Annotated in this window: 23 protein-coding genes; 17 read left to right on the forward strand and 6 right to left on the reverse strand. The window is 32.2% G+C overall.

Annotation, left to right across the window (positions count from 1 at the left end; genetic code table 11):
* Positions 1 to 42: 42 nt before the first annotated feature.
* The 3 genes from Q0891_RS05230 to Q0891_RS05240 all read left to right on the forward strand — a co-directional run bounded on the left by Q0891_RS05230 (position 43) and on the right by Q0891_RS05240 (position 1,974).
* Positions 43 to 516: an OsmC family protein gene (locus Q0891_RS05230; RefSeq protein ID WP_299099427.1), complete on the forward strand. Its 474-nt coding sequence runs from the start codon at positions 43 to 45 to the stop codon at positions 514 to 516.
* A gap of 245 nt (positions 517 to 761) precedes the next feature.
* Entirely contained in the window at positions 762 to 1,301 is a 540-nt protein-coding gene (locus Q0891_RS05235) for a sigma-70 family RNA polymerase sigma factor (RefSeq protein WP_299099429.1), read from the forward strand.
* Positions 1,302 to 1,359: 58 nt separating this feature from the next.
* The gene (locus Q0891_RS05240; RefSeq protein ID WP_299099431.1) at positions 1,360 to 1,974 is read left to right on the forward strand and encodes a DEAD/DEAH box helicase; all 615 of its coding nucleotides are present in this window, start codon (positions 1,360 to 1,362) and stop codon (positions 1,972 to 1,974) included.
* Positions 1,975 to 1,977: 3 nt separating this feature from the next.
* On the opposite strand, the gene Q0891_RS05245 is transcribed toward Q0891_RS05240, so the two are convergent.
* Positions 1,978 to 2,373 (reverse strand): hypothetical protein, encoded by a 396-nt coding sequence (locus Q0891_RS05245; protein ID WP_299099432.1) that lies wholly within the window; start codon positions 2,371 to 2,373, stop codon positions 1,978 to 1,980.
* Positions 2,374 to 2,495: 122 nt separating this feature from the next.
* Between Q0891_RS05245 and Q0891_RS05250 the strand changes: the two genes are divergently transcribed.
* Complete coding sequence (locus tag Q0891_RS05250; RefSeq protein ID WP_299099434.1) at positions 2,496 to 2,933, forward strand: Lrp/AsnC family transcriptional regulator; 438 nt, start codon at positions 2,496 to 2,498, stop codon at positions 2,931 to 2,933.
* Here Q0891_RS05250 and Q0891_RS05255 read toward each other — a convergent pair whose 3' ends face one another.
* The 3 genes from Q0891_RS05255 to Q0891_RS05265 are packed head-to-tail and all read right to left on the reverse strand — an operon-like array spanning position 2,934 to position 5,506.
* Positions 2,934 to 3,908 carry a YpdA family putative bacillithiol disulfide reductase gene (locus Q0891_RS05255; protein ID WP_299099436.1) on the reverse strand — a complete coding sequence of 325 codons (975 nt, stop codon included), beginning with the start codon at positions 3,906 to 3,908 and terminating at the stop codon, positions 2,934 to 2,936.
* Between the two features lie 9 nt (positions 3,909 to 3,917).
* On the reverse strand, positions 3,918 to 4,295 hold the full coding sequence (locus tag Q0891_RS05260) for a VOC family protein (RefSeq protein ID WP_299099438.1): 378 nt from the start codon (positions 4,293 to 4,295) through the stop codon (positions 3,918 to 3,920).
* On the reverse strand, positions 4,295 to 5,506 hold the full coding sequence (locus Q0891_RS05265; RefSeq protein ID WP_299099439.1) for an MFS transporter: 1,212 nt from the start codon (positions 5,504 to 5,506) through the stop codon (positions 4,295 to 4,297). The genes Q0891_RS05260 and Q0891_RS05265 overlap by 1 nt, the downstream gene beginning before the upstream one ends.
* Before the next feature lie 234 nt (positions 5,507 to 5,740).
* Between Q0891_RS05265 and Q0891_RS05270 the strand changes: the two genes are divergently transcribed.
* Complete coding sequence (locus Q0891_RS05270) at positions 5,741 to 6,343, forward strand: DUF1684 domain-containing protein (RefSeq protein ID WP_299099441.1); 603 nt, start codon at positions 5,741 to 5,743, stop codon at positions 6,341 to 6,343.
* A gap of 114 nt (positions 6,344 to 6,457) precedes the next feature.
* Here Q0891_RS05270 and crcB read toward each other — a convergent pair whose 3' ends face one another.
* Together crcB and Q0891_RS05280 are read right to left on the reverse strand one after the other, a co-directional pair.
* The gene (gene crcB, locus Q0891_RS05275) at positions 6,458 to 6,823 is read right to left on the reverse strand and encodes a fluoride efflux transporter CrcB (protein WP_299099443.1); all 366 of its coding nucleotides are present in this window, start codon (positions 6,821 to 6,823) and stop codon (positions 6,458 to 6,460) included.
* Positions 6,824 to 6,868: 45 nt separating this feature from the next.
* Positions 6,869 to 7,903, reverse strand: a complete 1,035-nt coding sequence (locus Q0891_RS05280) for an SRPBCC family protein (RefSeq protein WP_299099445.1) — start codon at positions 7,901 to 7,903, stop codon at positions 6,869 to 6,871.
* An 89-nt stretch (positions 7,904 to 7,992) separates the two neighbouring features.
* Between Q0891_RS05280 and Q0891_RS05285 the strand changes: the two genes are divergently transcribed.
* The 12 genes from Q0891_RS05285 (at position 7,993) to Q0891_RS05340 (ending at position 25,642) form a co-directional block, all read left to right on the forward strand.
* Positions 7,993 to 10,029 carry a dihydrofolate reductase gene (locus Q0891_RS05285; RefSeq protein ID WP_299099447.1) on the forward strand — a complete coding sequence of 679 codons (2,037 nt, stop codon included), beginning with the start codon at positions 7,993 to 7,995 and terminating at the stop codon, positions 10,027 to 10,029.
* Positions 10,030 to 10,198: 169 nt separating this feature from the next.
* On the forward strand, positions 10,199 to 11,356 hold the full coding sequence (locus Q0891_RS05290; RefSeq protein WP_299099449.1) for a DUF3095 family protein: 1,158 nt from the start codon (positions 10,199 to 10,201) through the stop codon (positions 11,354 to 11,356).
* A gap of 151 nt (positions 11,357 to 11,507) precedes the next feature.
* Positions 11,508 to 13,073 carry a phospholipase D family protein gene (locus Q0891_RS05295; RefSeq protein WP_299099451.1) on the forward strand — a complete coding sequence of 522 codons (1,566 nt, stop codon included), beginning with the start codon at positions 11,508 to 11,510 and terminating at the stop codon, positions 13,071 to 13,073.
* Between the two features lie 228 nt (positions 13,074 to 13,301).
* On the forward strand, positions 13,302 to 13,748 hold the full coding sequence (locus Q0891_RS05300; RefSeq protein ID WP_299099453.1) for a DUF2059 domain-containing protein: 447 nt from the start codon (positions 13,302 to 13,304) through the stop codon (positions 13,746 to 13,748).
* Positions 13,749 to 13,832: 84 nt separating this feature from the next.
* Entirely contained in the window at positions 13,833 to 16,808 is a 2,976-nt protein-coding gene (locus Q0891_RS05305) for a TrlF family AAA-like ATPase (RefSeq protein WP_299099455.1), read from the forward strand.
* Positions 16,809 to 16,812: 4 nt separating this feature from the next.
* On the forward strand, positions 16,813 to 17,079 hold the full coding sequence (locus Q0891_RS05310; RefSeq protein ID WP_299099457.1) for a hypothetical protein: 267 nt from the start codon (positions 16,813 to 16,815) through the stop codon (positions 17,077 to 17,079).
* A gap of 69 nt (positions 17,080 to 17,148) precedes the next feature.
* Positions 17,149 to 17,874, forward strand: a complete 726-nt coding sequence (locus tag Q0891_RS05315; RefSeq protein ID WP_299099459.1) for a tRNA-uridine aminocarboxypropyltransferase — start codon at positions 17,149 to 17,151, stop codon at positions 17,872 to 17,874.
* A 107-nt stretch (positions 17,875 to 17,981) separates the two neighbouring features.
* Positions 17,982 to 19,184: an aspartyl protease family protein gene (locus Q0891_RS05320; protein WP_299099460.1), complete on the forward strand. Its 1,203-nt coding sequence runs from the start codon at positions 17,982 to 17,984 to the stop codon at positions 19,182 to 19,184.
* Between the two features lie 54 nt (positions 19,185 to 19,238).
* Complete coding sequence (locus Q0891_RS05325) at positions 19,239 to 19,463, forward strand: hypothetical protein (RefSeq protein WP_299099462.1); 225 nt, start codon at positions 19,239 to 19,241, stop codon at positions 19,461 to 19,463.
* A 12-nt stretch (positions 19,464 to 19,475) separates the two neighbouring features.
* Entirely contained in the window at positions 19,476 to 19,964 is a 489-nt protein-coding gene (locus Q0891_RS05330) for an ATP-binding protein (RefSeq protein ID WP_299099464.1), read from the forward strand.
* Between the two features lie 226 nt (positions 19,965 to 20,190).
* The gene (locus Q0891_RS05335; RefSeq protein WP_299099466.1) at positions 20,191 to 21,435 is read left to right on the forward strand and encodes a glycosyltransferase family 4 protein; all 1,245 of its coding nucleotides are present in this window, start codon (positions 20,191 to 20,193) and stop codon (positions 21,433 to 21,435) included.
* A gap of 10 nt (positions 21,436 to 21,445) precedes the next feature.
* A complete protein-coding gene (locus tag Q0891_RS05340) occupies positions 21,446 to 25,642 on the forward strand; it encodes a phosphodiester glycosidase family protein (protein ID WP_299099468.1) in 4,197 nt (1,398 codons plus the stop codon).
* Positions 25,643 to 25,738 lie beyond the last annotated feature (96 nt).

Consider the following 25,738-nt stretch of genomic DNA (forward strand, 5'->3'; position numbering starts at 1 on the left):
TTTCATTTTTAGAAACGCTTTTTTTACTTTCAATAAAAAGTTATGTCAATAAAACACACGTTTAAAGCGCAAGTCAATTGGACTATTAATGAAGGCGGAAGTACGAGTAATCCAAGAACCTTTAGCCGAAATCATGAGGTTTTAATTGCCAATAAAACGTCGGCATTACAAGTGTCTGCAGCAAAACCCTTTAGAGGCGATGACGCGTTATACAATCCAGAAGATTTATTATTGTCGGCTTTAGTTTCATGCCATATGATGTCTTATTTATATGTGTGTGCACAACATAATATTGAAGTTTTAAGCTACACTGATAGCGCAGAAGGTGATTTAGAAGTGGTAGCAAATGGAAGTGGAAGTTTTAAATGTGTGCGATTAAAACCAGTGGTAACTATCAAAGATTCTGACCAAAAAGATTTAGCATTACGTCTTCATGCTAAAGCCAATGCACTTTGTTTTATAGCTAATTCTTGTAATTTTCCTATTTCGCATGAAGCCACTATTGTTGTGGAATAATTCACATTGAAAAAAATAATCCTATTGTTTTGCATCTTTTCTGAAACATTCTCGTCTATTATATGAACATTAAAATCATATATCATGAAAAATATAGAATGTAATTGCAACTGCGATGGTTGCTCAAAAGGAAATTGCAACAATTGCACATGTGATAACTGTACATGTACCAATTGTAACTGTTAAATTACTGTTAGTTCGGATACGATATTTTGTGTCCGAACTAATTTTATTTACTTTAGAATATGACTACAAAAGAGGTTTGGGCAATTTATGCAGACGATGTAAAATACTTTATTTTAAGTAAGGTAAAGAATGTATCAATTACAGAAGATATTCTGCAAGACACTTTTATTAAAGTGCATACCAAACTTCATACGTTAAAAGACGAGACTAAGCTTAAACCTTGGCTATTCTCCATTGCACGTTATACAATCTTAGATTATTTTAGAACAAGTAAACATACGTTTCTCGTTGAAGAATTAGAACTAGAAGCAGATCCAGAACCAAAAGAACATTCTGAGCAAGATTGCTTAAGAGGCATTATAAAAAGTTTGCCTAAAAAATATAGAGATCCTTTATTTTTAAGTGACATAAAAGGCTTAAAACAACAAGAGGTTGCTGACCAATTAAAACTATCGTTACCAACGGTAAAATCACAAATACAACGTGCTAGAAAACAGATAGCGCAAGGATTTATGGATTGTTGTGGCTTTAAAATGAATGACCAAGGACATTTGGTTGGAGAAATACAAGACAAAGCAGACTGTAAAGTATGTCATTAATAGTATCTTTGATGCTTAAAGCTTAAATTATTAATCGAGCTATTTTATAATCAACACCATGTCTTTCAAAAAACTACACCCTTTCTTAAAAGAATCTTTAGAAAACGCAGGTTTTGAAACTTCAAATCCATTTCAGAAAAAAGTATTACCTGTTTTAAAAGGTGGCTCAGATGCGTATGTAATTGCGCCTAAAGGTAAGGGGAAAACTACAGCATTGATTATAGCAACGATTCATAAATTAAAAGCTGCTGCTTTTGAAGATTCGCCAAGAGCAATTATTGTGGTAAACGATAAGCAAGATGCCTTAAACTTAAAAGAAGAATTTGAGAAATATACATATCCAACAGATTTAAGAGTCTATGCGCTTTATGATGAGTATGATATTGAAAAACAGAAAACAGAAGTCTATTACGGACAAGATATTGTTATTGCAACACCTTCTAGATTAAGTAAACTGTATTTTTTAAATGGAATTCATTTAGGTGAGGTTCAACTATTTGCTATTGAGGACGCTGATTTTTTAGCTCGAAATAACGGTTACAATCACATATTAAGATTATCTGAAAGTCTTACTAAATGTCAGTTTGTTATTATTGCAGATGAGTTAAATTCTAAAATAAAGAATTATCAGAATTCATTTATGAGTAATGCTCAATTGGTAAAGCAGAAATAAATATTATAGCGTCATCATCCAATGATGCTTCAGTTTTCTAAATTTCCTTAATTCACCACGAAGAATTGGTAAGTATTCTCTACCATTACTATTAGATTTTTCAAGTCTTCTACAGTTACTATACAAACGTGTCGTTAAGATATCTAAACTCTCTAAATGCTTGTTTTTTTTATCTGTGCAACGTTCTTGTTCTGCACTAATTATACGAGGTGCAAGATTTGTAGATTGTTGAACGATATCTCCTGTGAAATAAATGTGTTCATCCTCAGACCCATCTGGATTCAAATAAGACAAATCTTGATTTAAATACGTTGAAATGCTTCGGGAGAGCACAATAATATCCATTGCCTTTTGATATACAGGTAGTTCTGAAAAATTCGATGGTAGGTTGTAATTCATGTTTTCAATAGCAATACTGACGAAATTAAGGACTAAAAATCAAAGTTGACTTTAAATTTTAAAGAAATAAGCTATATTTACTTTAATAATATTTTAATTTTAGACCTTTTACTTTAGTAATTATGGATAAATTGAATTGGAAGATTTTAAAGTGTCTTCAACAGAATGCTAGGATGTCTAATGCAGAAATTGGACGACGCGTTGGTATCACATCACCTGCAGTTTCCGAGCGAATAAAAAAGATGGAAGATGCCGAAATTATACAAGGCTATACAACATTTATTTCGCCCTTTGAAGTCGGTTATCAGCTAAAAGCACTGATTACATTAAGAGCATTTATGGGTATGCTAAAACCTTTTTTAGAAAAAGTTAAAACCTATGACGAAGTAGTTAATTGTTACCGAATTACAGGTAACGAAAATATTGTGATGGAAGTTGTTTTAAAAAATCAAAAGCATTTAGAAAGTTTCATAGATCAATTAATTAGCTTCGGCGAAACAAAAACACAAATTGTATTGTCTCATGTGGTAAAGCACAGCGAAATAAAACCACTAAAATAGTTAGCCAATACTATGTTCAATATGAGCGGCTATTATTTTAGCATGAATTCTTGAGTTTTCAATAAACCATTTATGTGTTTCTAGTCCACCACAAATTACACCTGCTAAATACATACCTTCAACATTAGATTCCATGGTGTTTTCATTATAAATAGGAATTTGTTTTCCGTCTCTAGATAATTCAATTCCGGCTTTGGCTAAGAATTGAAAATTTGGTCTGTAGCCTGTTAAGGCAATTACAAAATCATTAGGAAGTGTTATTATGCCATTCGGCGTATTTACAGTTATTTCATTGGCTTTAATTTCCGTAATGTCAGAATTAAAATAGGCTTTTATACTTCCTTCTTCAATTCTATTAATAATATCTGGTCTTACCCAATATTTTACACGTTCGCCAACAGCAACATTTCTAATGATCATTGTTACATGGCCACCTTTTCTAAAAATTTCTAAAGCGGCATCTACAGATGAATTACTAGCACCTACTATAGCAACATTTTGTAAGGTATAAGGATGCGCTTCTTTATAATAATGTAACACTTTTGGTAAATTCTCACCAGGTACATTTAGCAAGTTAGGAATGTCATAAAACCCAGTCGCAATAATTACTTTTTTGGTTTTATAACTGTTTTTATCTGAAATTACCGTAAATCCATCAGCTGTTTTTTCAAAAGATTGCACTGCCTCAAATAAGTTTATATGTAATTGATTTGAGGTTGTAACACGTCTGTAATATTCTAAAGCTTCACTTCTGGTAGGCTTCGGGTTATTGCTAATAAACGGAATATCATCAATTTCTAATTTATCTGAGGTGGAAAAAAATGTCATATTTAAAGGGTAATTAAATAAGGAATTGGTTAAAGCTCCTTTTTCAATTACAGTGTATTTCCAACCACGTTTTTTACATTCTAGTGCGCACGCAATTCCAATGGGTCCAGCACCTATAATTATAACGTCTTTAAGTTCAGTATTCATTTTTCAATTTTAATTGATTCGCCAAGGTGGATTTTTTCTGTTGCTTCCAGCATGATAGATAATTATCTCATGTCCATCAGGATCATTTAAATGTATATCAGTCCACAACCAAGATTGATCAGCAATTTCAGAATTAAAAGTAATACCTTTTTCTTTGAGTTCAGAAACCGTTTTAGAAAGATTTTCAACTTCAAAGTAGAGTGTTATCCCTTTATTAATAATTAAATCTTCCGTCTGATGAAGGGAAAATGTTGTATCGCCTTCAGGACATTCAAAACGCGCGTATCTTGGTAAGGCGTCTACAATTAGATTTAATCCCAGTTTTTTATAAAATCTGACAGACCTTCTAGTGTCTGTTGATGAAATTGTTATTTGATTTAAATTCATTAAAGATTATTTTTTATTCGTTTTTGCAGCCAAATAGAAAGTAGTACAGCTATAACACTATACAAACCTGTTATTATCCAATTAATTTGGTAGCCAAGATTATATATGATATCCATGCCTATTTTTGGTCCAACTATTGAGGCTAAGGCAAAAGACATAGTATATAAAGCCATATAACTCCCTTCATTACCCTTTTTTGCTCTACTCAAAGCAAAAGCATTAGTGTAGGGAAACCCTATCATTTCAGCAAAAGTTAATAATATTATATTTATGACTAAAATGCCAACCCAAGCATCAAATAAGAGTACAAAGTAACTAATGGCAAATAAAACTGCACTTATTAATATGAGTTTAGTATGTGACATATTTTTAGACTCTAAATACGCAATTAGTGGCATTTCTAGCGTTACAATTATTGCACCATTGATAAACATAATAAATCCTGTTTGTAATTCGGTTAAGCCATAAGCATCAAAATGATAAATTGGAATTGAAGTTATTAATTGAAAAAATGATAATGCAATTAAAAAACTAATCCCAAAAAAGATGAGGAATGACTTATCTTTATAAACCGCATTTCTATTTTGTTTATGTATTAATTTTTCTTCCTGCGTAAATTTTCGTTTCGTTTCTTTTATAATAAATCTAAACAGTATTATTGCCAAAATACAAGTGATTCCATCTATCCAAAATAAAAGATTGTAACCATCTAAACCAATGATAAATCCGGCAATTATTGGACCAAATGCCATGCCTAAATTAATAGCCAACCGCAATAGGGTAAGCGATCTTGTTTGGTTTTCGGGTTTACTATATGTTTTAAGCGATACAAATAAAGCTGGTCTAAAGGTGTCCGCAATACTCATAAGAATCAGTATACAAATACACAAGCCTAAGAACGATGTTATGTATTGTAAGGCAATAAAACCAAATCCAGTTAAAAGTAAACTGTAAAACATAACTTTATAAAAACCTATCATATCGGTTAATTTTCCACCTAACCAAGAGCCTATAAATGAACCTATACCAAAGCACATTAAAATAGTCCCAGCATCTGGAATTGAAAATTCTAAATTTTCTTTTAGATACTTAGATAGAAATGGAATAACCATTGTACCAGCTCTATTTATTAGCGTGATGAGTGCGAGCCACCAGATTTCTTTAGAAAGCCCTTTAAAATTATTGATGTAGTTGTTATATAATGTTTTCATGTTATTGGTTGGTATAAAAATAAAAAGTCCGACGATAACGTCGGACTTTTAAATATTGTTAATTAGTATATGTGTATAGCTACAATAGATAATGCATCCGAAGGATTCTCGAAGAATTCGATTTGGTTTGCTTTGTATATCTAATGACTTGAAACATTATTTTTCTTTATTTACTGAGTTCAAAGCTACAATAAATTTTTGTAAATCGTATTTTTGAATTTCAAAATTTTAGAAATGAAGACTATTTTAATACTCCTTTTTGTAACATTATCAATGAGTTGCACTCAGAGTAAGCAGCCAATTAAGGAAGGTACAGCTTGGCAGAAAAAAATGAATGCAGACTTTAAGGATGCTTCAAAATCGCCTTTAAAGTCAAAGGACAGAAAAACTTTTAGTGGTTTAGACTTCTTTGATTTTGATTCTACTTTTGTGGTAACAGCTGCTTTAAAAAGAACACCAGATACAGAATGGTTTGAAATGAAAACCACAACAGATAGATTGTCTTTAGAGCGCGTTTTTGGCGTGTTAACCTTTAATATTAATGGAAAATCTTTTCAACTCAATGTTTATCAAGGAAAAGAATTAATGCGTGAAGAAGGTTTTGAGAATTACCTGTTTTTACCGTTTTTAGATAATACCAATGGAAACTCTACCTATGGTGGTGGACGCTATATCGATTTAAATATTCCTGATGGCGATACCATGATCATTGACTTTAATACTGCTTACAACCCTTACTGTGTTTATAATGATAAATTTTCTTGTCCAATTGTGCCTAGGGAAAATTATATTGATACAAAAATTGAAGCAGGTGTGAAGATGTTTGTGAAAGAGTAGAATCTTTTTAGTTTCAAAGTTTCAGAATTACTCCGTTTCAGAGCTTCAAAGTTCTAATTTGAAATTTTTTCTTTGCGGCTTTGCGATTTAGCGAGAAAAATTAATTTCCAACATCTACTTAGCCAAATACATGCCTAAAAACACGGCTAAAAATCCAATTATAAAACTAGCAATAGTATAAATAGCGAAACTCATAAAGTCGCCAGATTTCAAAAATATATGATTCTCATAAGCAAAGGTTGAAAATGTTGTAAATCCACCACAAAAGCCAGTAGCTAGAAGTAATGTTTGACTCTGTGATAACGTGTCGTTTTTTGCGGCAAGTCCTAAGATTATTCCAATGAGTAAACTTCCTATAATATTGGCTGCAAACGTTCCGTAAGGAATACCAGTTTCAGAATTATTAAGCCATTTTCCTATAATATATCGTAAGGAACTTCCAAACCCTCCACCAAGAAAAACGAGTACTATTTGTTTCAAATTTATCCTTTTACTTTATTGTTGTTTGCTTTCAGTCTTCAGTCTTCAGTCTTCAATCTTATCCTCAACTTCTACATAAATCTCAGTTACCCATTTCGCAGGATTTAACTCACTCATAGGATCATTTAAATAGGTTTCGAGCATTGCGCCACCTTCAACCATAACTAAATCATTAGCCGAAATATATTTCATAGTGGTTTCCCATGCTTCTCGTAGGTTGCTATAGTTTCCGGTTAATACTGTTTTTACAGCTCTAAAAGAGTCTAGTTGTCCTGTTAAAATATCGTCTTCAGTGGTTACGACTTTAGAATTTGTTGGTATGCAACAAGAAAAAATAACAGCATCGTTTGCTTCATCCCATTTATGATATAAAATAAAAGGAGGTCCAGCCATAGTTACATTATGAGTCATAGCATAAGCACCAACTTTTGGAAGCATTGCAGTCATGTTTTTTTCAAAATCACTAAATTTACAAGACATGGTGTTGTATAAATAATAACCACCACTATGTTGTGTAACACCTTCAGTTTTTATGCTATAAACTTTCATCTCTTTTTGAATAACACTATCTAAAAGTGTTAATCCTCGTTCATAATGAGGTCCAATTTGTTTTTCCATGCCTCCCATAAACGTAGAAAACATCTTGAACACAAAAGGTAAATCCTTACCAGATATAGTCCACGTTACTTCAGTAGCACCATCTTTGGTTGGGTTAAAATCCCAAGAAACATCAGATTTAGGAAACTCTCCAAATTGCATTTCTTGTGTTATAGAAGTGTTTGGTGTTGCTTTTATTGTTTTCATAACACCGATGCCATCTTCGTCTTCCCATGTGTACGATCCACCAACACCTTTGGTATTTTCGTCAAGTGTCATTATAAGTTCTGGGTTTTCTTCTTTCCAAGAATTCCATGGTTCCCAGTTTTTAAAGTCAATCACATTATCGTACACAACAGAAGGTGGTGCTTTAATGATTTTGCTGCGTGTAACTTCAAAAGAATTAGGTTGTACAGCAATATAAATTGACAATCCTATAACGAGGATCAGCAATAAGAAAAGTATATATTTAACAGCTTTCATTTACTAAGATTATTTTGCGTTTCTCAAAGATAGTGATTTTATGATATGTGATATAAACCTTATCTTTGGTTTCAACTAAAAAATATAACATGAATATAAAATCATTTTTAAAAATTGGTCTTTTTGCCTTATTAATAGTGGGTTGTAAGGATCAAGTTCAAACTGAAATTGCTGAAGCAGAAGCGACTGTGGAACAAGAATTCAGTTTTAATGTTGAAGAATTTGCAGACATTAAGGTTCTACGTTATCAAATTCCAGGTTGGGATAATTTAACCCTTAAAGAGCAAAAGTTAGTGTATTATTTAACGGAAGCAGGTTTGGCAGGTAGAGACATTATGTGGGATCAAAACTACAGACATAATCTTGCTATCAGAAAAGCTTTAGAAACGGCTTATACAGAATATAAAGGCGATAAATCCACGTCAGACTGGACAAATTTTGAAACCTATTTAAAACGTGTTTGGTTTAGCAATGGTATTCATCATCATTACTCAAATGCTAAGATAGTGCCAGAATTTTCAAAAGATTATTTAAATAAGTTATTGTCAGCAACGAGTGCAACGTTAGAAGGCGAAGCGTTTGAGGTATTGTTTAATGATAAGGATTCTAAAAAAGTAAATCAAGCCAAAGGTGTTGATAATGTATTAGAATCTGCCGTTAATTTTTACGGACCAAATGTTACAAACAAGGATGTTGAAGATTTCTACAAAACTAAAAAATCGCCAGATCCAAAGAAGCCATTATCTTATGGCTTAAACTCGCAATTGGTAAAAGAGAATGGTGTTTTAAAAGAGCGCGTTTATAAATCTGGTGGACTTTACGGTTCTGCAATTGATGAAGTTGTAAAATGGTTAGAGAAAGCAAAAGGTGTTGCAGAAAATGAAGCTCAAGGCAATGCTTTAGGCTTATTAATTGACTATTACAAAACAGGCGATTTACAAACTTGGGATGATTACAATGTCGCATGGACAGCAGCAACAGAAGGCAATGTAGATTATATTAATAGTTTTATTGAAGTGTACAATGACCCATTGGGTTACAGAGGCTCTTATGAAACTATTGTACAAATTAACGATTTTGATATGTCTAAAAAAATGGCTGTGTTATCTGATTATGCACAATGGTTTGAAGACAATTCGCCTCTAATGGCAGAACACAAAAAGAAAGATGTTGTTGGTGTAACCTACAAAGTAGTTAACGTAGCTGGTGAAGCTGGTGATGCATCGCCAAGTACGCCAATTGGAGTTAATTTACCAAATGCAAACTGGATTAGAGCTGCCGTTGGAAGTAAATCTGTATCCTTAGGAAACATCATCCATGCATACAATAATGCTGGTGGTTCTGGTCGTTTAAAAGAATTTGTAAATGACGAAGAAGAACTTCAACTTGAAGAAGCATACGGACAATTAGCAGATAAATTACACACAGCGTTGCATGAAGTTATTGGTCATGCCTCAGGACAATTAAATCCTGGTGTTGGCGAAACAAAAGAAACACTTAAAAATTATGCATCTACTCTAGAAGAGGGAAGAGCTGATTTAGTTGGTTTGTATTATTTGTACGATTCTAAATTACAAGAATTAGGATTAGTTGAAGACTGGAAAAAAGTAGGAAAAGCGGCTTACGATGGTTACATCAGAAACGGTTTAATGACGCAATTAATTCGTTTAAATCTAGGTGATGATGTAGAAGAGGCGCATATGAGAAATAGACAATGGGTTTCTGCTTGGGTTTTCGAAAAAGGAAAAGCAGATAACGTTATTGAAAAGGTTACAAGAGACGGAAAAACGTATTTCAATATTAATGATTACGAAAAACTACACGCACTTTTTGGTGAATTATTAAAAGAAACACAACGTATTAAGTCTGAAGGCGATTTTGCAGCCGTTGAAGCTTTAGTAGAAGGATATGGTGTAAAAGTAGATCAAGCAATACACGCAGAGGTTTTAGAACGAAACAAACAATTTCCGTCGCCTCCTTATAGTGGTTTTGTAAACCCAGTGTTGGTGCCAGAAACAAATGATGCTGGCGACATCACCGCAATTAAAATTACACAGCCAAATGCTTTTGCAGAACAAATGCTAAACTATAGTAAAAACTACAGTCATTTACCTGCAATAAACTAATTCATTGAGAAATTTAAGAGTATAAAAGCACTTGCAATTCTGTAAGTGCTTTTTTATAGGATAGATTATTTTTTTTAAGATGAAGGTTATTGCGCATCATATTAGAAAAAGGAATAATTTAGAGGCAAAATAAGATGATCAAATTTAAACAAAATAGCGTGAGCCCTAAATGGTAGAAAACCTAAAATACTATAACCATCTAAAAAAACATGCAGGTACACTTGTAGAGTTACTAGATACTGAATCTGCTTTTTCAGATGTGCCAGATACTTGGCATGTTGTTGTAGTCGATATTTTAAATTCTACACAAGCTGTGGATCAAGGTAAACATCATAAAGTTAATTTAACAGCCACAGGCGCTATTATTTCCGTTTTAAATTTTATTAGAAAAGTAAAGCAAGGTGTAGAAATTCCCTACTTTTTTGGAGGTGATGGTGCAACCTTTATAATACCGACTTTATTTTTAGGTAACATCATTCAAATCCTAGATAATTACAGTATTCATATTAAGAACCACACAAATTTAGTGCTTAGAGTAGGTCATATTTCGGTAAGTTATTTAATGGGTCAAGACTATGGTTTAAAAATGGCAAAGCACCAATTAACCAACCAATTATCAATACCTGTAGTTTTAGGTGATGGTCTAAAGAAGGCAGAAGACATTATCAAAACTAATTTTGAAGAGAAGCGGACTAATTTCGAAAAAATGCTTTTGAATTTAGAAGGCATGGAGTGTCGTTGGAAACAAATTGAGCCTGACCAATCTGAGAAAAAAGTAGTGTGTTTGTTGCTAGATGCTCGCCATGAAAAAGATCAAAGATTAATTTACAGAGACGTCATTAATAAAATGGATACGGTGTTTGGCGATTTTAATGAACGCCAAATTATTAAAACAGATAATTTAAAATTAAATTACAGTATTCTCACAATTTGGGAAGAGATGAAAATTAGCTTACACAAGCAAAGTTTAGGTTACTTGTTTAAAAAATGGTTTTCAACTCTTATTGGTAAATTTTATCTCAACCTTTCTGCTGACGGCAAAAACTATTTAGAACAGATTGGGCAATTATCGCACACCTTTATGCTAGATGGTATGATTAATACCGTTTTTACAGCAGAACAATCTAAAATAGATGAATTTACAACCTATTTAAATCAACTCGAAAAAGACAACAAACTCATTTATGGTATTCATGTGACGCATGCATCAGTAATGTCATGCTACGTGTTAGACCGAAAAACCAAACACTCACACTTTGTCGACGGAACAGAAGGCGGTTACACCTCTGCAGCAAAAATGTTTAAGCAAAAGTTGAAAAACCAATAGTTGCAGAGTTTTTATCAAATTCGTCAGTTCGAGTGAATTTTTCGATTGCAATGCGTAAAATTAGTATCGAGAACAAGAATTTATACTCAAAATCACTCGAACAGTCGTTTTATCATATTTTTGTTTTCATAGACTAAAATTATTTACAACAATGCAAACCCAACCAAAACAGTCACAATACCATTTCTTAAAACAAAACATCGCGTTTTTATTACTAGTATTCGTTGTAATTACATCATGTAAAAACGAACCAGAACCAACACCAGAAACTGATTTTTGCGCTAGTATTCACAGAGACGAAACCACATCACTTTCTCAAGAACTCGAAGCACTCAATGAAAAGATGGAAACCCAAACTGGTGTCTATGTTTTAGAAGACGGAAGCGGTTCTATGGTAGCCAGAGCATGGTTGAGTGAGTATGCCGAAGAGACCATAGACATTCAATATTTTATATTTTCATTAGATAACGTTGGTCTTATTGCTTGCGATTATCTTATTAGAGCCGCAGATCGAGGTGTAAAAGTGCGCATTCTTGTAGATGATATTATGGTAGATGCAGATATCGAAGATATTTTAAGCTTTGCATCTCATGAAAATATTACTGTAAAAATCTACAACCCTGGTGTTAACTTAGGCAAAAACCTATTCGGGAAACTAAAAACCTTCACAACCGATTTTAGGTCTGCCAACCAACGCATGCACAACAAAACTTTTATTGTAGATGGTAAAGTAGCCATTACAGGCGGACGCAATATTGCAGACGAATATTTTGATTACGACCACGAGTACAATTTTAGAGACAGAGACATACTCTTATTAGGCAAAGTTTCAAAAACTATGAATACCTCTTTTGAGGACTTCTGGGACAGCGATTTAAGCCAAGACGTCACCACAGTAGTAGACCATTTACCAACCAACACAACCGAACCTAACAGATTTGATGCCTTGCATGAGTATGCCTGTAACCCAGAAAATTTCTGGCCACAAGTAAGAACACGTATTGCCAACCTACCAAAAACCTTTAAAAACATTAACGCTTCCGGAAAATTAGTATGGTTAGACGATGTGCAATTTATCTCAGATATTCCCGGAAAAAACGATGGCACCAACGGACTAGGAGGAGGCGGACGCTCTACCACAGCATTAATAGAATTGGTAAAAAACGCAAAAACGACCATAGACATTCAATCACCATATTTGATCACAGGCAGTTTAGCGCAACGCTTATTTACAGAAGCCACAGCAAGAGGTGTAAAAGTGAGAATCCTCACCAACAGCTTAGCCTCAACCGATAATTTAGAAGCCTTTAGCAGTTACCAAAGCAGCAGAGCAACCTTATTAAAAACAGGTGTACGCATTTTTGAGTTTAAACCAGATGCCGAAGAACGCATAAGTATTATGACAGGCGAACTGCAAGAAACCCTAGAGCACAAACCCATTTTTGGCTTACATGCTAAATCCATGGTTGTAGATAACAAAATCACTGTGATTGGTACTTTTAATTTAGACCCAAGAAGTGCCAATTTAAATACCGAATGTGTAGTCATTGTTAACTCGCCACAAATTTCAGAAGGTGTTTTAAAAGGTATGGAAACAGAGTTTAAGCCCGAAAACTCGTGGGAAACTACTTTAGACTACAATCCAGATGCTGAGGTAGATAACTACAAACGTCTTAAAACTTGGACGCGCAAAATTCTGCCAAAGTCTATTTTGTAACGCCTTTGGTGTCTTCTTTTAAATTTGAAAAATACGTAGATCTACGTATAGGTTTCTTCTTACTTTTTGTTAATTTTAACAAGTAGCATATGTCTTTTCTTAAAGATTAATAATTAGTGTTTTAATCACAATAAAGAAAGCTAAGAGTAACCCAATAAAGATTGCTAAAAACTCGAGGTTGTAAACGTATGCTAAACCCAAAATATTAACCAATTAATTATTTACACCATGAGAAAAGTATTAACCGTATTTTCATTTTTAATTTTATTTAGTACATCTGCTTTTGGCCAAGTAGAGACAGATTATGCTAAAACATTACGTAAAATGTTTGAAGTTTCTGGTACAGAACAAACATTTCAAACTGTAATAAAACAGATGTTTTCAATGTTTAAGCAACAATATTCTGCAGTTGATGCTGAGACTTGGGAAGAGCTAGAAGCCGAATTTTCAGATACGTCTTTAGACGATTTAACTGCTATGTTAGTACCTGTTTATGAGAAATACATGACCGAAGCAGACTTAAAAGAGCTTATAAAATTTTACGAATCTCCAGTGGGACAAAAATTTGCTAAAAGTACACCTTTAATTACCCAAGAATCCATGCAAATTGGGCAACAATGGGGAATGGCGATAGGTGAAAAATTTGCAGAAAAAATGAGAGAGAGAGGGTATTAGTATAATTATTTAAATTTCAACAACACTTTAGGTTGCTTTACAGGGGATTAAGTGTTGTTAAAATGTTGCTATAAAAAGATGAAAATGATAAATAAAGGCTCTGAATGGAATAAATGGAACTTTCACGTTCATACTAAGGGAACAAATAAAAATGACCAATTTAAATCAGTATCCGTTAGTACTTTTTTTTATGAATTTTTTAAAAAAGCTTACGAAAATAAAATAAATGCAATAGGAATTACAGATTATTTCTCTATTGAAAAATACCTAGAAGCAGTAAGCTATGTTAATGATATTGAAAATAAATTAAATGATGATGAGTCAAAGCTATTTTCAGAAGATGAAATAACATTTATTAAAAGTATTTTTTTATTTCCAAACGTAGAATTAAGAATGCTCCCTTCTACTGACAGAGCAAGATTGATAAACATACATTGTTTGTTCAATCCTGATTATGTTAAACATTTAGAAAATGATTTTTTTGCTCATATAGAAAACCAAGATAATCATAAAATGAATCGTCACGGATTAACTGAATATGGCAGAAGTTTAGACGATTCTATAACCGATAAAAACATTCTTTATAAGAAAGGTGTAGATAATTATATTATAGATTTAAAATCTTTAAAAAAGATAGTAGATAATAATGTTAATTTTAAAGATAATTGCCTGTTCGTTGTTAGTAATTCTAATAACGATGGTGCCTCAGCAATTCAAAAACATTATGATTTATTTGAAAATGAAGGAGGTGCTTTAGATGGGTTAAGAAAATCAATTTATGGACTTTCTCATTCAATCTTCTCTACGAACAAAAAAGATATAAAATATTTTCTAGGTAAAAGACTTGAAGGTACACCAGGCTATAATGAAGAAATATACAAAAAAGAGATTTCTGAAGTAATTAAACAAAGAGGTTCGTTAAAAGCTTGTATTGTAGGTTGTGATTCGCATACTGAAAGTACTTTATTTAGTAAATTTACTTGGGTAAAATCTTCTTTAACTTTTGAGGGCTTAAGACAAATATGTTACGAACCAGAACAAAGGGTTAAAATACAAAATGAAAAACCTGATTTCAAAGAAGATAAAGTAATTATTAATGATGTAAAATTTCTTTCTACAGAGAATATTTTTACAAAAAACACAATAAACTTAAACCCAAATCTTAATGTAATAATTGGTGGGAAATCTTCTGGAAAATCAATATTATTATTATACTCAATAGCAAAAACACTACTTCCCGAAGATTCAATTTTAAGAAACGAAACTGGTAATGAAAAATATGATCTTAAAGCGATTGATTCTGAGTTTAATTTTGAAATAACTACAAAAAGTGGAATTAGTCAAAAAATGTTTAGAGACTCGAGTGAAAACTCTATCATTCCAGATATAAAGTATATTCCACAAAATTATCTAGTAAAATTAGCTGAACCTGAAGTAAATAAAAAAGGGAAGTCTTTAAATAAATTAGTTCGAGATTTAATAAATGAAGATTCTGAGTCTAAATTGAAGTATGATCAATTTATTAAAAACGTTAAAGAAAAGGACAAACAACGAGAATCCTTAATTGATAAGTACTTTGAATTATTGGATGAAATATTAAAACTAGAAACAGAATTAAAAATTAAATCCAATAAAGAGGTTTTAGAAAAAAATATTTTATCAAATACTGAACAAGTTGAAAAATTAAATAAGGAATCAGGTTTAACTGAAGCTCAATTAGCAAAATATAAAGAAGTTCAAGTAAAATTAGATGTATTTGATATTAAGCAAAATAATTTTAAAGAAGATTTAAGTTATATACAGAGTACATTAAGTCAAATCAATAAACTAAGCCAAGATCTTTTAAATAGTAAAAATGATTTCTTAAAAAACATAAAAACCAGAGAAATACAAGAACATTATGAAGATGAATTATCTCCTATAAATGAACTTAGTGAATTAATCTCAAATTCATTAAATAATATCGAAATAGAAACTGATGAATCTAGTAAAAGAAAATTTAAGAATGATAATGTATTAAAAACTAACCTAACATCCTTAACTAAAGAAAAACAATTGTTAAATAAAGAGCTTGAACCTTTTCAACAAAATGATAAAGTCAAAAAGAAAATTGAAGTACTAAACAACTCTATATCAACAGATAAAAAATTACTTTTAGATATAACTTCTTTAAATGATAAAATAATTGAGAAGAAAAAAAGTTTAGAGTCAACTCAAAGAATTATTTTTTCGTTATATGAAAAATCATATAATGAATATACCGAAATAATATCTGGATTGGAAGATAGAACTCAACAATTAGAAAGAGATGGTCTAAAAATAAATGGTATTTCACAATTTAACTTCAAAAAATTCAGTAAAAACATAATAGGATTTAGCGATGGTCGCAAAGCATCTTATAATAATTATTCTATTTTAGATTCTTTAAAAAAATCGACAGACAAAACAGATTTTTCAGAAATGAAAGATCAATTAGAAGAGATCTTTTCTGACATTCTCAATGACAAATATTTAATATTACAAAGAATTTCAAAAAAACAAGCAATTAAGACTTTATTGGACGATTACTTTTATGATTATTGGAAGATAATTTACAAAAATGATAAATTAGGAGAAATGTCAACTGGGAAAGCTAGTTTTGTGATTTTAATGCTAATCATTGGTTTAAGTAAATCTAAATCACCAATTCTAATTGATCAACCTGAAGATAATTTAGATAACAGATCAATAACGTCTGATTTAGTTCATTACTTAAAAAACAAAAAACTAGAAAGACAAATAATTATAGTAACTCACAATGCAAATATAGTTGTGAACTCAGACTCAGAAAATATAATAGTTGCTAATCAAAAAGGGCAAAATGAAACTGAATCATCCAGCCCCTATAAATTTGATTATATAAATGGGGCTTTAGAAAATACTTTCAATAAAATTGACTCCGAAAAAGATTTATTAAAATCAATGGGAATTAGAGAACACGTTGCTGATATTGTAGAAGGTGGAAAATCAGCTTTTATTTCAAGAGAAAAAAAATACAGATTTAAAAATAACATTGCCTAACATCGTGCATGTATACGAAAGGAAACTTCCAATTGCAGAAAATGTTTATTGTGTTTTTTACATTCCAGCATTTAAAAACCAATCTAAGGGTGTCTACATAGAATATTTGGGAATTGAAAGTAGTCCACGATATTTAGAGAGAAAAGAAGAAAAATTAGAAATATATAACAAGTACCAATTTCAGTTGATCGAGTTGATAGATGATGAAATGCAAAACATAGAAGAGGTTTTAACTCAAAAGTTAATTAGTTTTGGTATTACAGTATACTAAAATAAATTTCAAGTATTGTATAAAATATACCAACGAGTTGTTCTAAGTAGTAACAAATAAACCCTCAATTTGCAACCAAAAACAAAAGAACCAAGACTAACCTGTTACAACTGCATGAGTCCTAAAAGCACTTGTATTTGTAGTCACATAAATTCTGTTGAGACCCAAACCCGTTTTATTATTTTAATGCATCCAAAGGAGTACAAAAAAGAGAAAAACGGAACAGGCCACATGACGAAGCTTCAGCTTCAAAATTCAGAGATTATAGTTGGCGTCGATTTCACAACACATAAGCGCGTTAATGAGATTTTAAACTCGCAAGACAATTGCTTTTTGTTGTATCCAGGTAAAGCGAGTTTCAACTTATCGCTTGGCAGTAGTGCTGAGATTAAGTCGAGTTTAGGAAAAAGTCCACACATCTTTATCTTAGATGGTACTTGGCCTTGTGCGCGCAAAATGCTTAAATTGAGTAAGAATTTACAAGCCTTAAAACGCGTGAGTTTTGATAACACTATTACATCAGCATTTATCATTAAACAACAACCAGAACCACTTTGTTTAAGCACTATTGAGTCGGTTTACACGGTTTTAAACTTACTTAAAGAAGGCGGATTAGAAGATTGCGATACTTCTAATTTCTTGTTGCCATTTCAAAAAATGATTGCGCATCAGTTAGATTATATGCGCAACCCAAACCATAAAAACTACAGTTCTCAAGGAACTATTGAGCTTCCAGAAAAGAACATGTACAAGAAAAACACGGAGCGAAATACCATTTTTGAGCAAGAGTATTAAAAATCTTTTAACCCTCAGGCAACCATAACAATAAAATTAGCGTCTAGTAGTATAAAGGGATAAATTAAAGTTTATTCCATTCATTAATCAATCAAAAAACGCTAATTATGAAATTACATCAATTATTTTACGCAGTCCTTATTTTAGTAACATTATCTAATTGTGCAGGTTCAAACATTGACAACGTCTTAAAACAAGGCGACGTAGTGCAAGAAAATTTTAAAACAACCATTCCTTTTACATATGTTAATGGTTGGATGGTTTTAGAAGTAGAAATTAGAGATAAAGCTTATAATTTTATTCTAGATACTGGATCTTCTAATATTGTAACAACAGAATTTGCTGAGGCACTGAATTTAAAAGTGCTTGGAGCTGAAGATATAGAAGATGTCAACGACACTAAAAATTCAACCGAATATGCAACAATTGATAACGTTACAATAGGTAACGTAGATTTTAAAAACACAATTACAGGTATTGCAGACCTCAATAAGATAACAGAAATAAGTTGTACAAAAATACATGGTCTTTTAGGGTCTAACTTAATGCGAAAAGCAGTTTGGGATTTCGATTTTCAGAATCAGACCATTACAATAGCTAATGACGAAAGTAAATTAGGCATTCCAACAGAAACTATAGATTCTAAAATGTATATTGGGACAGCAGGAATACCTTCTATTACATTAAAAATTAATGGTCAGAAAGTGCTAAATAATAAGGTGGACTTTGGAAATGGTGGTACTAATCTATTAAGAGGAGACTACTTTATTGAGCAACGAGAAGAAGGTTTAATTACAAATTATGTAAAAGGCAGTCAAAAAGCATTCGGTGGATTTGGTCGTACAGAAGCTAAACCATTTTATCATACCATGATTAACGAGTTGCAAATTGGTAATCATAAAGTCAATAATTTATTTACTACAGTAAAAAGTGGTGCTGGCAATAATTTAGGATTAGCATTTTTTAAAAATTACAGAGTTATCTTAAACTGGAATAAGAAAAAAATACGAATGATAGAAGTAACCAAAGCAGGAAATGACACCTATAATTCATATGGTTTTTCTACATTTTATAATGAGAACGGCGTAGCCGTTAATGCAGTAATAGAAGCCTCTAGTGCCTCTAAAGTGCTACAACAAGGCGATAAAATATTAAGTATAAACCATATCAATTATGCTAATATAACCGATGAGGAATATTGCAGCTTCTATAGAGATGGTTATGATAACGGTAAAGAAACCTTGGCAATTACCATCTTAAGAAATGATGAAGAATTATCGTTTCAATTACTAAAAACCAAGTTGTTGTAATTAATTATAAAACAGAACAACAACTCTTGTATATTGCAGTAATAAACAATGTCTATGAAACTTAACTTGTTATCCTGCGATGCACAACGACCAGATAAAAGAGCAATTGCAAACTGTATTACTGAAATTTCTTTAACAGGAAATCCGTCTTTATCTAATGAGCTCACAGAAATCCTTTTAGAAGGCGATGCTGTTGATGTTGAGGTAAGCGACAAAAATTCTGGTTCGGCTTTAAGAGCTTTACGTAAATTAGATATTGATTATGAAATCATAGACTAAAACACACACAAAATGATTCATCTAATTGTAGGTAATACAGGTTCTGGTAAAACCACTTATGCAAACGAGTTAAAACGAAGAATTAACGGTTTGGTGTTTTCTATTGATGTGTGGAATAACGTATTGTTTATGCCAGACAAAAAGGAAACGGATGGGTTAGATTGGTTTTTAGAGCGCATAGAACGGTCCGAACGTGTAATGTTAGATTTAATTCATCAATTAGAAGGGTCTAAGACAGACGCTATTTTAGATTTAGGATTGGCTAAAATTGGACATCGCGAAAAGTTTAGAAAATTCGCAGAGATGAATAACTACGAGATAAAACTACATTTTCTAGACGTGCCTAAAGCCAAACGTTTAGAGCGTGTTATGAAACGTAACGAAGACAAAGGCGCTACTTTTGAGTTTGAAGTCACTGAAGAAAACTTCGATTTTATGGAAACTTGGTTTGAAAAACCAACGGAAAAAGAACTGAACGACGCTTTTGTAATTTCAGAATAAAGCGCATTAAAACAAAAAGTTTTAATGCGCTTAAGAGCTCAAAATCCTTGTAATCTAGAATTTCTAAATTATCATTTCGTTAAGATAAGCGACCTAAATTATAGTACACATAATTAAATATCACTTAAATTTTTGAAGTCATAAATCTATACATACAGCACTTCAAAACCTTTTAATCTACTTTTCAATTCGCTATATTTAAAGAACTCAAAACTTTAGATAACATATGCGAATAGGAATTATTATAGGAAGAATTGGAGGTGTAGATGGTGTAGCGCTCGAAACCGAAAAATGGATAGATGTATTAAAAAAGCTAGGACATGAAGTCTTTATTATGTCTGGCGAATTTGAATCCTGGGAAATGGATTACGACCACGATTACCTGTATCCACCTTTATCTTTCTTTTCCGTTGAAGCAGAATGGGGACAACGTAAGGCCTTTTTTGAGCCAGACGATGACCCTTATCCTTTGCTAGGTCACGTTGAGGATGCTTCAAATAAAATTCATCAAGCAATGGAAGCTTGGGTTTTAGAAAAACGCATACAAGTGTTGCTCTCGGAAAATGCCTCAGCTTTACCTTGCCATTTATCAATGGGAGTTGCCATTAAAAAACTGGTTAAATCTACAGGTTTACCTATTGTAACACACGACCATGATTTTCATTGGGAGCGCGGCGAACGTTACGTCTCTGTACATCCAGAAATTAATAAATATGTAGATGATAATTTCCCTTTATTATTACCAGGAGTTAAGCATGCGGTTATTAATACGTTTGGTGTAGAAACCTTTAAAAATCGTTTTGATATTGATGCCACGTTGGTGCCAAATGTTATGGACTTTAATCGTGTATATGGTGTGCCAACACCAGAAAATGAGTTTTTTCTTAGAGATGTTGGTGTTCTAAAAGATGAAATTGCGCTACTACAAGTGACGCGTATTGTAAGACGAAAAGGGATTGAAACAGCCATTTCTCTAATAGACCAACTAAACGATAAAAAACTAAAATTAGTTATTACTGGTAATAATAATGACGATGAAAATAAGACCTATTATAATGAGTTAATAGACCAAATTCACGATTTAAATTTATCGAGCCAAGTCATATTTGCAGCACATAAGGTTTTAGACCATAAAGATTTATCTGATGTATATGCACACGGAAGAGCAGCGACTTATTTTAGTACGTATGAAGGATTTGGTAATGCCTTTGTAGAAACTGTTTTAGCTAAAAAACCAATTTTTGTAAATGATTACAAACCGGTTTATAGTCAAGATATAGGGAACAAAGGTTTTGAAACGGTAATGATTTCAGATGGTAATCTCACGCCAGAAAGTGTGCAGCAAATGTCTGATATAATTTACAACCCAAAACGTTGTATTGAGATTGGAGAATATAATTTCGAAATTGGTAAAAAACACTTTTCGTATGAAGTATTAGAAGAAAAGTTAAGCCAATTATTTACATTTTAAGAATTAAAACATGACGACTGATAAGACAACAACAAAAATTACAACGATATTAAATGAACTTAAAAATGAAAAAATAAATACCTGGTTTGATTTAGGTTTATTTATGGATAAATTTAAAGAGCAGAAAAAAACTTCTGCTTTTAAAGGCAATGTGACCACTTTCGATTCGCATATTGAAAAAGGAGGTATCGCATTCCTAACCTTTTATTTTACCATTGATGGTATTACAGTTGAAACTGAAAAGTATGCCAAAACCTTCAAAAATATCTATCCTAATATTCCGGTACATTTTATTGCAGGCGAAATAAAAGAGGAAGCAGATGAGTTAATTCCAAAAACGGCCTTCAAAAAAGTAATTCCAGAAATGGAAGCTTTTGATGCTTGGCCTTTGTACGAGGATTTCTTTAAAATTAAAATGGAACGTGGTAGTGAAGCCTACAATAATCTTATTGGTAAGTTTTGGGCTGAGGTGTTAGTGCTTGTAGAAAAATTAGGAAGTTACATTGAGGAAAATAACATTTCCATGTTATACCTTATTAATGTTTGTTCTAATCCTGGTAACGTGTCTTTGGCATTAGCAACGGTTTTAATTTCAGAATATTTAGGCATTCCTGTGATTAATAATAATCATGATTTTTATTGGGAAGGTGGTAATAGAGACGTTGAAATTAAAAAGAAAGGCCTTAAAAAAGGACCAAGAGATTTCTTTTTTCACAATGCACATGTTGGCGAATTTTTCTCAATTATAGAAACCATTTATCCATGGGAAAGTCGCTCTTGGATGAACGTGAATATCAACAGAATTCAGCAAGACCATTTAATCAATGTTAATGGTCATAATCCGGCAAACGTAGCCTTATTAGGTACAGCAGTAGATACCAAATTGCATGCCATGAGTAAGCGCGATATTATTAAAGCGTTTATGCAAGTCTCTACTATTTTTGCCAATAAAAAGGAGACAATTACAGTACATACAGCGGCACATCATACCGAAAGTAAAAGGTCTTTAAAGCCTATTTTATTAGGTCATAAAACCATTAAAAAATTCGATTTTGTAAACAATAACATCGTCTTTTTACAACCTACACGTGTCATTAGTAGAAAGTCTATTGAGTTGAATTTTAAACTCATTAAACGTTTATTTTCTTATGATTCTTTTGCTGAAAAATTCATTACTAATCCACAATTAAAGTTGTCCTTAATTGTTTCAGGACCAATTCCGCATGGTCAGCAAAACTATTATCACGACTTAAAAAAGGATTTCAAAAAATTCTTAAAAGACCTTCCTAAAGAATTTAAATCGCGTGTATTACTTGGGTTTTTATTTAGTGAATTCGATAAAAACGATTTTAAAAAGAAGCATAAAAAACCATTAGATATTAAGCAGCTTTTTGATGTGGCTTCACTTATTTTATTACCAAGTCAAACCGAAGGACGCGGTTTACCAATTATAGAAGCTGCAGCTTGCGGAACACCAATTTTCTGTAGACAATATGAGCCAAGAGAAGTATATGATGAGGTCATTGGTAGACATTTAGATGAGTCGCTTCGTCTTAATGTTTTAGAATTTAAAGGGTCTAAAGTACCAAAGAAATTGGCAGAACGTATTTGCGACCACGTGTTTTATCCACAGAACAGAATGGTAGATGTAACGCATAATAGAAGCGTTATTAAAAAGCGTTACAGCCTAGAAGCCTTAGAGAAAAACATACGTTATATTTTAAAACGTATGTATTATCAATTGGTGTCGGTTTCAATTGAAGATAATCCGCAAGTGATTAATTTATTGAAACAATACAAAGCGTCTGTAGATTTTGAAAACGATGACCTTAATGCTATTCTCAATAAAAAAACAAGACATTATTTACCTGGTTATGGTCGTTTGTCTTTTATGCATTATTTAAAATCATTGATAGACCCAAGTTTCTTTAGAGTTGAAGAACAATTGGTAAAAGGTCGTGTGATGCGTTATGCGAGAACCATGGAAAATGATATTCCAGATTTGGTAAATACCAATCTTGAAGTGATTCATAAATATTACAATGCTATTGATGATATTTTTAAATACGTAGATGGCGAAATTTCTATTCGTCACGACCATGCTTTGGCCTATCGTCATAGAAATAAGAAGTCTTATGCATATCAGGCCTTTACGCTTCAAGAAATTACAGGTTTGGTAAATATGATTTATACAGATGTTTTTAAACCAGAACATTTACCAGATTTAACCTTAGCGCCACAGTTTTTTGCCGATTGGGAATTAGCCCTTTTTCAATTAACCAATAGTAAATATTTAGGTATTGATGACCGTAAAATTTTAACCAAGAATTTAAAAAAGAATGTGCCTAAAGGGTATTTTCCTGGTCGTTATATTAAGCATGAATTAGAGTATTTTGTACTACAACCAATTCGTGCACAATTAAATTTAACCATACAGCAAGAGTTAACATCAGAAATACTGGATGCCAATGTAGATAAGTTAGAAAAAGTTTACATTTTTATTCACGAAGCTAGAATTACAAAATGGTTCTCTAGTGCAGATATTAAAGACTATTTAGAAAGCGGAAAAGAGCCAGAATTAGGCTTGTTGTATAAAGCAGGTGTTGTTCGTATAATTGAAACCAAACAATGGTCAGAAGGTGTGCATTTTCCACAAATGGGACCAAAAGCCATCAAGATTTTACGAGATATTAAAGAGGCGAATGGCTTCTTAATTACCAATGGAGAATCGGCTGCAATGATGACTGATATTATTGAAATTGACCATTTTCATATCGGAAAAGTGCTGTATGGCATGACGGCTAAAATCATGGGAATTCCTAAAGGTAGTGGCTTCATTCAGTTTGTACCAGCAGGTGTGCGTACAACCTTAGCGTATCCTACACCAATACAAACCGCAAAAGATTTTGATGATGTACTTAAAAGTGATTTATATCAAGATTTAAAAGACACCTTAAGCGAAAAGGAATTGTTGAGTATCGTCACTAAAGATGCAATTGAAAACGGTACACCAATTGAAAAATTATTACTTCAAATAAAAGAAGACTTAAAATTATCTAAAACCGTTGAGAAAGTAAAATCATCGTATGCAGGAGGCGTGTATGAAGATGGTTTGCCTTGGAGTGGTGTTTTGGCAGAAATAGATACTAAAAAACACCATTGGAAGTTCGCGGCACATATTGCTAATAAAGAACCAAAAAATGTACCAGCACTTGTAAAAGAGTACAAGAAGAAAAGCAAAAACCCAAATAAAATTGAATTGGCTTGGAATGGTGGTTATATTTTAAATCCGGAATTGGTTGGTAAACTCGGACTACCAGAAACCTACATTGGTTCGCCTTTAGGTTTGCTAATTATGGATAACAAAGTGTTTTGTCCACCACTTTTTAATAAGCCTGCTTTTATCATTTATAAAAATGGCGATGTAGATATTAGAAAAGTGAATAGTAAAGCGGGTTTAACCGTTAAAGGAAACGAAAAAGACTTAACATTTACGAGTGCTCATTACAATACACATAGCGAAACAGAACCTTGTTTTTACGATTTATCATTTACTGAAGAAACCTACAAAGGCAACGGAAATGTAATTGTTAGAACTGCAGGCAATACGGTAAAAGAAATTATAAAAACAAAGCCTAAAGAAGATGTAAAAGTGATTCCTGTTGGAATTACATTATCTATTCCTGAAGTTTTATTTTCAGAAACTATGTTTGAAGAAGGTAAGCCGTTATCAATTCAATTATTAGAACCAGAAGAAAATCCTTATAAATGGGATGAGATTTCTTATGCCATTGAAGCAGGACCAATGTTAATAGAGGAAGGCCATCAAATTCTAAATATGGAAGACGAAGGTTGGAAAACCACCAATTCTATTAAAACACAAGCAGCACGTTTGGATTTTACAGATATGAGAGGTCCAAAAATTGCGGTTGGTATTACCAAAGAAGGTAAATTAATGGTGTTGATGGTAAACGGTCGTATTAGAGAATCTGTAGGTGCTACGCATTTTGACATGGTAGATATTCTATTAAAATACGGAATGGATAAAGCAATGGGCTTTGACCCAGGAGGAAGTAGTACTTTGGTTGTAGATGGAAATATTATGAATATTTCGCCATACAATAAAAATTACGAAAAAGACATTTATGCTTTACCACCAGAACCTAGATTTGTAGCCAATGCTATTATGGGTTGGATTGAAGACTAACATGAAATACTAATTATAAAAAAGAGGCAAATAGTGATATTTGCCTCTTTTTATTTATCAATTTCTGTCAACTGTCAACTGTCAACTGTCAACCAT

The sequence above is a fragment of the uncultured Winogradskyella sp. genome (assembly GCF_947498005.1).
Taxonomy (GTDB): Bacteria; Bacteroidota; Bacteroidia; order Flavobacteriales; family Flavobacteriaceae; genus Winogradskyella.

Excerpts from the sequence above, each read along its gene's own strand:
- Q0891_RS05340 (WP_299099468.1), top strand. The coding sequence starts at position 21,446 with ATGACGACTGATAAGACAACAACAAAAATTACAACGATATTAAATGAA.
- Q0891_RS05270 (WP_299099441.1), top strand. The coding sequence starts at position 5,741 with ATGAAGACTATTTTAATACTCCTTTTTGTAACATTATCAATGAGTTGC.
- Q0891_RS05250 (WP_299099434.1), top strand. The coding sequence starts at position 2,496 with ATGGATAAATTGAATTGGAAGATTTTAAAGTGTCTTCAACAGAATGCT.
- Q0891_RS05280 (WP_299099445.1), bottom strand. The coding sequence starts at position 7,903 with ATGAAAGCTGTTAAATATATACTTTTCTTATTGCTGATCCTCGTTATA.
- Q0891_RS05255 (WP_299099436.1), bottom strand. The coding sequence starts at position 3,908 with ATGAATACTGAACTTAAAGACGTTATAATTATAGGTGCTGGACCCATT.
- Q0891_RS05305 (WP_299099455.1), top strand. The coding sequence starts at position 13,833 with ATGATAAATAAAGGCTCTGAATGGAATAAATGGAACTTTCACGTTCAT.
- Q0891_RS05285 (WP_299099447.1), top strand. The coding sequence starts at position 7,993 with ATGAATATAAAATCATTTTTAAAAATTGGTCTTTTTGCCTTATTAATA.
- Q0891_RS05265 (WP_299099439.1), bottom strand. The coding sequence starts at position 5,506 with ATGAAAACATTATATAACAACTACATCAATAATTTTAAAGGGCTTTCT.
- Q0891_RS05240 (WP_299099431.1), top strand. The coding sequence starts at position 1,360 with ATGTCTTTCAAAAAACTACACCCTTTCTTAAAAGAATCTTTAGAAAAC.
- Q0891_RS05295 (WP_299099451.1), top strand. The coding sequence starts at position 11,508 with ATGCAAACCCAACCAAAACAGTCACAATACCATTTCTTAAAACAAAAC.
- Q0891_RS05330 (WP_299099464.1), top strand. The coding sequence starts at position 19,476 with ATGATTCATCTAATTGTAGGTAATACAGGTTCTGGTAAAACCACTTAT.
- Q0891_RS05335 (WP_299099466.1), top strand. The coding sequence starts at position 20,191 with ATGCGAATAGGAATTATTATAGGAAGAATTGGAGGTGTAGATGGTGTA.
- Q0891_RS05320 (WP_299099460.1), top strand. The coding sequence starts at position 17,982 with ATGAAATTACATCAATTATTTTACGCAGTCCTTATTTTAGTAACATTA.
- Q0891_RS05300 (WP_299099453.1), top strand. The coding sequence starts at position 13,302 with ATGAGAAAAGTATTAACCGTATTTTCATTTTTAATTTTATTTAGTACA.
- Q0891_RS05230 (WP_299099427.1), top strand. The coding sequence starts at position 43 with ATGTCAATAAAACACACGTTTAAAGCGCAAGTCAATTGGACTATTAAT.
- Q0891_RS05260 (WP_299099438.1), bottom strand. The coding sequence starts at position 4,295 with ATGAATTTAAATCAAATAACAATTTCATCAACAGACACTAGAAGGTCT.
- Q0891_RS05290 (WP_299099449.1), top strand. The coding sequence starts at position 10,199 with ATGGTAGAAAACCTAAAATACTATAACCATCTAAAAAAACATGCAGGT.
- Q0891_RS05235 (WP_299099429.1), top strand. The coding sequence starts at position 762 with ATGACTACAAAAGAGGTTTGGGCAATTTATGCAGACGATGTAAAATAC.
- Q0891_RS05245 (WP_299099432.1), bottom strand. The coding sequence starts at position 2,373 with ATGAATTACAACCTACCATCGAATTTTTCAGAACTACCTGTATATCAA.
- Q0891_RS05325 (WP_299099462.1), top strand. The coding sequence starts at position 19,239 with ATGAAACTTAACTTGTTATCCTGCGATGCACAACGACCAGATAAAAGA.